Annotated in this window: 6 protein-coding genes and 1 pseudogene; 5 read left to right on the top strand and 2 right to left on the bottom strand. The window is 64.4% G+C overall.

Annotated features, from left to right (window positions below; genetic code table 11):
• A pseudogene (locus CQ14_RS45415) lies at nucleotides 1-369 on the top strand (hypothetical protein); the annotation flags it as partial.
• A 23-nt stretch (nucleotides 370-392) separates the two neighbouring features.
• Here CQ14_RS45415 and CQ14_RS38530 read toward each other — a convergent pair.
• On the bottom strand, nucleotides 393-1,502 hold the full coding sequence (locus CQ14_RS38530) for a DUF2652 domain-containing protein (protein WP_057862959.1): 1,110 nt from the start codon (nucleotides 1,500-1,502) through the stop codon (nucleotides 393-395).
• Between the two features lie 171 nt (nucleotides 1,503-1,673).
• Here CQ14_RS38530 and CQ14_RS38525 point away from each other — a divergent pair, with 171 nt between their 5' ends.
• On the top strand, nucleotides 1,674-2,909 hold the full coding sequence (locus CQ14_RS38525) for an MFS transporter (protein ID WP_057862958.1): 1,236 nt from the start codon (nucleotides 1,674-1,676) through the stop codon (nucleotides 2,907-2,909).
• A gap of 27 nt (nucleotides 2,910-2,936) precedes the next feature.
• Here the strand turns inward: CQ14_RS38525 and CQ14_RS38520 are convergent, their stop codons facing one another.
• Nucleotides 2,937-3,851 carry a lipase family protein gene (locus CQ14_RS38520; RefSeq protein ID WP_057862957.1) on the bottom strand — a complete coding sequence of 305 codons (915 nt, stop codon included), beginning with the start codon at nucleotides 3,849-3,851 and terminating at the stop codon, nucleotides 2,937-2,939.
• 173 nt (nucleotides 3,852-4,024) lie between these two features.
• On the opposite strand from CQ14_RS38520, the gene CQ14_RS38515 reads away from it, so the two are divergent.
• From CQ14_RS38515 to CQ14_RS38505, 3 genes are all read left to right on the top strand, one after another.
• Nucleotides 4,025-5,197: an acyl-CoA dehydrogenase family protein gene (locus tag CQ14_RS38515; RefSeq protein ID WP_057862956.1), complete on the top strand. Its 1,173-nt coding sequence runs from the start codon at nucleotides 4,025-4,027 to the stop codon at nucleotides 5,195-5,197.
• Nucleotides 5,198-5,301: 104 nt separating this feature from the next.
• Nucleotides 5,302-7,269, top strand: a complete 1,968-nt coding sequence (locus CQ14_RS38510) for a methyl-accepting chemotaxis protein (RefSeq protein ID WP_057862955.1) — start codon at nucleotides 5,302-5,304, stop codon at nucleotides 7,267-7,269.
• A 90-nt stretch (nucleotides 7,270-7,359) separates the two neighbouring features.
• Nucleotides 7,360-7,747: hypothetical protein (locus tag CQ14_RS38505; protein ID WP_057862969.1), on the top strand; the 388-nt coding region annotated here is incomplete at its 3' end.

Genomic DNA, 7,747 nt, shown 5'->3' with positions numbered 1-7,747 from the left:
GAATCACCGTTCGAGGTCTTACTCAACCGACTTTTGCAACAAAATCGGCCCGTTGCTGACCCGCGTGACGAGCGCGCATGTGTTCGGTTTGCGAGGTGGAGCGGACTAGCGCCTGATAGATTGGCGAGGTCGCCTGTTGACCCAACTCGGAAATTTGCCCACCTCCACTTCAAGACTGTTAATCAATTGCTCGCTAATCTTCTGCGCTCGGGTGGGAAGCGAGCTTGCACGATGCGAAAATTCGCTAAAATTGCGAAGCGCATGTGCTCGGCAGGGACTTCTGGAGAAGAAGGCAATAGGATGCGGCAGTTCGGCAAGGTCGACATCCCGCAGGAAGCCTTCATTGCCGCGCTGAAGGTGGATAGCTGAGCCGGATTGGACGGGCGGGCGGCTCAAGTGAACGCCGCGGTCTCCTCATCTACCAGCCGCTCCAGCGCGACCTTCGAGGCGCGTTGATCGCTGACCAGCTTCTTGGCCATGGCGAGACGGGTGATCGTCCGCACCACCGCGGTCGCCACCGGGTTGGGGCCTTCGGGCTTCGCGCAGCGCAGCGACAGATGCGTGCCACCGTTTTCGAGCGGCGTGAGTTCGGCCATCTGCCGCACGATGGCGCCCATCGGGAGGTGGATATGCCAGGTGACGTAGTCGAACGGCCGCCAGTCGACGATATCGTGCACCGTCGAATCCTTGCCATGGGCGCAATGCTGCGTCGCTCCCAGCCCGATCCGCCCCCGGGCAAGTCCGGTCATCGTCATGCGGTCGATGCCGTGCTGCCAGCGAATCTTCTTCTCGATGTCGGTGACATAGGCCCAGGCAATCGCCGGCGGCACCGGCAGGTCGCATTCCATCGATTCGAAAGCCAGGGGCTCGTCGTGCTGCACCACGACGCGGCGCGTCGCGCGCCATAGCGCAAAGATTGGGGCCAGATCGTAAACGTAACAAACCGTCTCGCCGAACTCGCCAAGGTTCTCGACGTGGCGGATCGCGCCTGCGAAGAAATCCGGCAGGCCGATTGCGTCTGCCGCCTGCTCCGTCACCAGCGTGTAGGCCTTGATGCCGGTTGCCGCCGTCACTGAATTCTTCATCAGCCGGTGCAGGCGGATCACCTCCGCCCCCTGCAATTCGGTGCGTCCCGCCATCTCCTGCGTGGCATAAGTGCCGTGGTGCAGGAAGAATTTCAGGTCGAGCTGGTTCATGTTGCGGCACGCGTTGCAGGTGCACGTCGTATTCAGGCGCATGGCGCCGAGCGTATTGGCAAAACTGCAATAGATGCGCTCGATCGCGTCGAGCGGAAACTGGCGCTGCGGCAGATTGGCGTCGGGCAGATAGGTTAGCGCCGCGTCGCCCTGCAGGTTAGACAGGATGATCGGCGGCTTGATCTCGGCAAAGATGCTCTTGAACAGCGCATCGAGAATTCCTTGCGCATGATCGAGCTCGGAGCGCGTGAGGAACATGGTGTAGCCGGTAATATCGGCGATGAGCAGAAAGCCCTGTTGCGCCACGGCGTGTACCCCGGAGGATTACGACGCGAAATACGGCCAGTTTAGCAGAAAGTTGCGGTCCACGCGCCGGTGAATGAGAGGTATTCCTACCCCCGCCTTGCTCCGCGAGGGTAGACAAGCCACCATCCGCCTGCTCAGATCCACAACTACAAGAAGAGCGCAAGGAAACGCATGGACAAGTCCTCCGGATTTTCCTACGGCTGGGTCGTGGTGGCTGCGGGCGCCCTGATGACCTGCGTGGCGTTCGGCGCGATGCTGTCGCTGGCCGTGTTCCTGCAGCCGATTTCGGCGGCGATGGGCTGGTCGCGCAGCGGCATCTCGGCAGCCGCGACGATCGACTTTCTGGCGATGGGACTGGCGGCGTTCTTCTGGGGCACGCTGTCCGACCGCTTCGGCACCCGCATCGTGGTGCTGTCGGGCACGCTGCTGCTCGGCGCCGGCCTGATCGGCGCGAGCCAGGCCACCAGCCTGTGGCAATTCCAGTTGGCGTTCGGCGTATTGATCGGCATTGCGGCCGGCAGTTTTTACGCGCCGATGGTCGCGGCTGCGAGCGCCTGGATCGAGCAGCACCGCAGCCTCGCGGTGGCGCTGGTGTCGGCCGGCATGGGTGTATCGCCGCTCACGGTCGCTCCGTTCGCAAGCTGGCTGATCGCGTCCTATGACTGGCGCACGGCGATGCTGGTGATCGGCATCGTCGCGTTGGCGCTGTTGATTCCGGCTTCCTTGCTGGTGCGGCAGCCGCCGGAGCCTTCAACGCCCGAGGCTGCAAACGGAACCGACGCGCCCGACGGGCAGTGGACTGTCGCTCAGGCCTTGCGAACACCGCAGTTCATCATCCTGGCAGGCGCGCACTTCGCTTGCTGCGCGGCGCATTCCGGGCCGATCTTTCATTTGGTCAGCTACGCCATGGTCTGCGGCATCGCGCCGCTAACGGCGGTCACGGTCTACAGCCTCGCCGGGTTTTCCGGTCTCGGCGGGCGGCTGCTGCTCGGCGTGCTGGCCGATCGTTTCGGCGCCAAGCACGTTCTGGTCGGCGGCCTGTTCGTGCAGGCGCTGTCGATCGCCACCTACCTCGCGGTCGGCCAGCTCGGCGAGTTCTATGCGCTGTCAGTGGTCTTCGGGCTCGCCTATGGCGGCGTGATGCCGCTCTATGCCGTGCTGGTGCGTGAATATTTCGGCGTGCGCATCATGGGCAGCATGTTCGGCGCCGTCTCCGCCTTTGCCAGCCTCGGCATGGCGCTGGGGCCGCTCGCCGGCGGCTGGGTGTTCGACACCTTCCACGCCTACAACTGGCTCTATGTCGGCTCGTTCGCCATCGGCATGGCGGCCGTCGCGGTGGCGTTGAGTTTCCCGTCGGCGAAGCGGCCGCCGCAATCGTCGCTCGATCTGGGGCGCGCGACCGCCTGAGCCCACGCGAGGCCGACAACAGCTTGGCTATGCCTTTGATGCGATCGCCGGGTCGGCCGTTACTTCACGCCTTTCCTGCGTCTGCTTGAGGTTGGCCTTTGCCCAGGCGTCCAGCTTTCCGACATATACCGTCATGCTGTGATCGGCGATGTTCTGAAATTTTCCGGTCCTGACCAGCGCAACCAGGCCCCAAATCGTACGCCAGATCTTCTGTGGCCAGTTCGGCGATCGCCGCACCGGGGCAACGCCAATTTTTCCGAAATACCTGGTATCGCCGACGTGACGATAGCCAAGGATGGCTGGAGGGACTGCCGGTACAAGGTCGACACCGTTGGTGATTCGATACAAGGGAGCCTTGACGTACACATCGAAGGAGGCGTCGCCTGCGCGTGGACAGCCAAAAGTGTAGCAGGCCGCTACACAATCGCGCACAGTCGCATCCTCGTCATTGGCCAGTTCCGCCGTGGCCATCAGCGCCAATGCACCGCCGAGCGAATGGCCGGTAATGTAGATCGGACGCTGCTTCGCCTTGATGACGCGCTTGACGACCTCGAACATGGCGTCCCGGATCGGCCAGTAGGCCTGAAAGAAGCCCGTGTGAACACGCGTACCGCCTTGCAGTGCAACGAACCGAGCGTTCACATTGGTTTTCCAGTCGAGTTCGTTCTCGGTTCCCCGGAATACGACGACGATGATGTCGTTGCCTTCGACGACATAACCCGCCGTGCCGACATCGCGGTCGATCAGGGCGCGGCAGTCGACAAATCCCTGCCTGCACAATTCCGTGCTGAACGTCTTGAACGTCGCATCGTCGACGTCGAAATCGTTGTAGGCGCGATAGGCCAGCTTGGCCATCAGCAACGCCGTGCGATCCGAATAGGCGGCCCGGAACGTCGGGATATTGTTGAGATCTTCAGGCTCGAAAAGGCCGATATCTGCCATTTACAGCTCCCCTGCCGCACCTCGACTGTAACTCATCCCTCGACGTGACGCACCTGCGGTTGTAGCTATCACTATCCGCACGAGCCATGCCATGCCGCGGCGCTGGCTTGATCGACGGTGGCCGATGGGTCACGATTGCGGATACGAAAAGAACAAGAGAATGCGAGGAACGCATGAACAAACAGGGCGGCATCGACCTGGTGGAACGCGCGCGGGCCCTGGTGCCATTGATCCTGCGTGAGGCCGACGAGATCGAGCGGACGCGGCGGCTGACGCCGGCAGTAACGGCGGCGCTGATCGAGAACGGGCTTTACCGCGCGCTGCTGCCGAAGCGTTTTGGCGGCATCGAGGCTTCGCTTGAAGCGTTCATGCAGATGCAGGAGGAAATCGCCAAGGCCGACGCCTCGACCGCGTGGTGCCTCGGCCAGTGCAGCGTCTGCGCCATGACGGCGGCCTATCTCGATCCCGACGCCGCCAACGAAATCTTCAACACCGCGCCGGGCATTCTCGCCTGGGGCGCGATCAACCATGAAGTGCAGGCGGTTCCGGGCGGCTACAAGGCGAGCGCGCGCTGGGACTTTGCGTCCGGCTCGCGGCAGGCGAGCTGGCTCGGCGCTCATGTCCGCGTCGTCGAAGCCGACGGCACGCCGCGGCGCAAGAAGGACGGCTCGCCCGAAATCCGCACCATCCTGTTTCCGGTGACCAGCGCCACGATGCACGACGTCTGGGACGTGATCGGGTTGCGCGGCACCGGCACCGATTCCTATTCGGTCGACAATCTGTTCGTCCCCGAGAAATTCGCAGCGCTTCGCGACGAGCCGGCAGCCCGGCGCGAGAACGGGCCGCTGTACAAGCTCTCCACCAACATGGTGTTTGGCATGGGCTTTGCCGCGACCTCGCTCGGCGTCGCCCGCGCCACGCTCGATGCGGCGATTGGCCTTGCCCGCGCCAAGACCCCGCAGGCGCTGAAGGCGATGCGCGACAATAACGCCGTGCAGGGATTGATCGGCCGCACCGAGGCGCAATGGCGCGGCGCCCGTGCCTATCTCTATTCGACCGCCGCTGACGTCTGGCGCGATCTGTCGGGCGGCGAGCCCATCACGGAAGCGCACCGCATCGCGCTTCGCATCGCCACCACCTGGACCATCCACCAATCGGCCGCCGTGGTCGATACCGCCTATCGCATGGCCGGCGCCACCGCCGTGTTCAACGCCAACGGGTTCGAGCGCCGCTTTCGCGACATGCACGCCATCGCGCAGCAGATCCAGGGTCGCGACGCCCATTACGAGGATGCCGGCAAGGCGATCCTGTCAGGCAGCCTCGATACGCCGCCGACGATGCGGTAACGGATACTTAATCCGTAGTTCTACGGACCGGCCGACGCCCCCTGTTGTTAAACAATTCATGAAATGTCTTGGGAAGCGTCGCCCCGGAGCATTGCGTATTTCTCATGTTCAAGATTCGTTCGATCGCCGTTCGGCTGATCCTCGCCATTTCGCTGACGGTGGCCGTCGCCTGCGGTATCCTCGGAACCTTCTCGATCGCCCAGCAACGCTCGCTGACCCAGCTCGCGCTCGATCAGCAGCTCAAGCTGCAATATGACAGCGTGATTGCGGCGATCGATTATGAGGGGCGCGCCGCGCTCGCCGTCTCGTCCCTGATCGCATCTCTGCCGCCGGTCGCTGATGCCCTCGCAAAGACCGACCGCGATGCGTTGGGCAAGCTGCTCGGCGAAGCCCTGGAGCCGATGAAGGCGCAGGGCATTCCGCTGATCTCGTTCTGGCGGGCGCCTGCGACTTCCATTTACCGTGTCCATGCGCCAAAAGTGTTCGATGACGATGCTTCCGCGCGGCGTTCCACCGTGGTGGAAGCGATCAAGACCGGCAAGTCCATCGTCGGCGTCGAGCCCGGCCGCGAGGCGCTCTCGATCTTCGGCATGACGCCGATCGTGCGTGACGGCAAGACGCTGGCCAATGTCGACGTCGGCGCCGCCTTCGGCAAGGAATTCGTCGATCGCGCCAAGAAGCGTTTTGGCATCGACCTTGCGGTCTATTCGTACGACGGCAAGGCCTTCAAGAAACTATCCGCAACCTTCGGCGACGAAGTGGTCGCGACATCAGACGAACTCAAGGGCGTGTTCGACGGCCAGCCGCTGCGCCGGGACGCCACGATCAACGGCCGGCCCGCCGCGCTCTATCTCGGGCAGATCAAGAATTACGCCGGCCAGCCGGTCGGCATTCTCGAGGTCATCAAAGATACGACCGAGTATGAAGCGGCGGCGGCGAGCTCGCAGCGCAATCTGATCCTCGGCACGGTCGCCATCCTGCTTGGCGCGATCGTGCTGGCATTCCTGCTCGGTCGCGGCCTGTCGCGCCCATTGGCCGCGATCACGGCGGTCATGAACCGCCTTTCCGGCGGCGAGATCGACGTCACGATTCCCGGCCGCGAGCGCCGCGACGAACTCGGCACCATGGCGAGCGCGGTCGACGTGTTCCGCCGCAGCATGATCGAGTCGCGCGGGATGCGCGAGGCGCAGGAAGCCACCAAGCAGCAATCCGAACTCGAAAAGAAGGCCCTGCAACGCCAGATGGCCGATCGGTTCGAGACCGACGTCAAGAGCGTGGTCGCCGCGGTCGCACGGGCAACCGCCGACATGCAGCGCGTGGCCGGCGAGATCGCGACCAGCGTCAACGGCACCTCACACCGGGCCGCCGCTGCGGCGGCCGCCTCCGACGAGGCTTCCGCGAGCGTCAACGCGGTTGCCGCCGCGACCGAGGAACTGGCGTCCTCGGTGGCCGAGATCGGCCGCCAGGTCACCCATTCCAGCCAGGTCGCCGACAACGCCGTGGTCAAGGCCGGACAGACCACCGAGATGGTGAGCAGCCTGGCCTCCGCGGCCGAAAAGATCGGCGACGTGCTCCGCCTGATCGGGGCGATCGCCAGCCAGACCAACCTGCTGGCGCTGAACGCGACCATCGAGGCCGCGCGCGCCGGCGAGGCCGGCCGTGGCTTTGCCGTCGTCGCATCCGAGGTCAAGCAGCTCGCCAGCCAGACCGCGAAGGCAACCGACGAGATCGCCGGACAGGTCGCGGCCATTCAATCCGCCACCGGCGACTGCGTAAAGGCGATCGGCGGCATCAGCGACACCATCCGCGAAATCAGCGCCATCGCCACCACCATCGCCGCAGCCGTCGAAGAGCAGGACTCGGCGACGCGGGAAATCGCCCGCAGCGTCCAGCAGGCGGCCACCGGCACCGGCGAAGTCTCGGTCAACGTGACCGGCGCCAGCCAGTCTGCCGACCAGTCGCGTGCACTGGCCGATAATGTGGCGAGCGCGACCGAGCAGCTCAGCCAGCAAGCGAGCGCACTGTACAAGAGCGTCGACACGTTCCTGGCAGGCCTGCGCGACGCCGCTTAGGGATCCGAAGCGACCGATCACTTCCGTCACTTTCGGAACCCCCTCGCCGCGTATGCGTTGCGCTTCAATGCAACAGCGAGGGAGAGGAGCATGCCCCGCGGCGATAAATCGAGTTACACCAACAAGCAGAAACGCAAAGCCGAGCATATCGAGGAAGGTTACGAGAGGCGGGGCGTCGGCAAGAAGGAAGCCGAGCGGCGCGCCTGGGCCACCGTCAACAAGGAAACCGGCGGCGGCAACAAGAGCGGCTCGGGCCGCGGCGTAAAGGACACCAACGTCTCGGCAAAAAAGGGCGGCCGGATCGGCGGCCCGCGCGGCGGCAAGGCCGCGGCACGTCGGCCCGCGGCAGCGCGATCCCGCTCGGCGAAGAAGGCCGCTGCGACGCGCAAGCGAAAGGCGGCGGCAAGGTCCAGCGCCCGCAAGACCACGCGATCCAGCGCACGCAAGACGTCGCGATCAGGCACGCGCAAGACCGCGC

Origin of the sequence: Bradyrhizobium lablabi, from assembly GCF_001440475.1 — a bacterium.
GTDB classification, from domain to species: Bacteria; Pseudomonadota; Alphaproteobacteria; order Rhizobiales; family Xanthobacteraceae; genus Bradyrhizobium; species Bradyrhizobium lablabi.
The sequence above is the reverse complement of the archived record's forward strand: the minus strand, read 5'-3'. Positions and strand labels throughout refer to the sequence as shown.

Coding starts and splice junctions, on each gene's coding strand:
- CQ14_RS38525 (WP_057862958.1), top strand. CDS start 1,674: ATGGACAAGTCCTCCGGATTTTCCTACGGCTGGGTCGTGGTGGCTGCG.
- CQ14_RS38520 (WP_057862957.1), bottom strand. CDS start 3,851: ATGGCAGATATCGGCCTTTTCGAGCCTGAAGATCTCAACAATATCCCG.
- CQ14_RS38515 (WP_057862956.1), top strand. CDS start 4,025: ATGAACAAACAGGGCGGCATCGACCTGGTGGAACGCGCGCGGGCCCTG.
- CQ14_RS38510 (WP_057862955.1), top strand. CDS start 5,302: ATGTTCAAGATTCGTTCGATCGCCGTTCGGCTGATCCTCGCCATTTCG.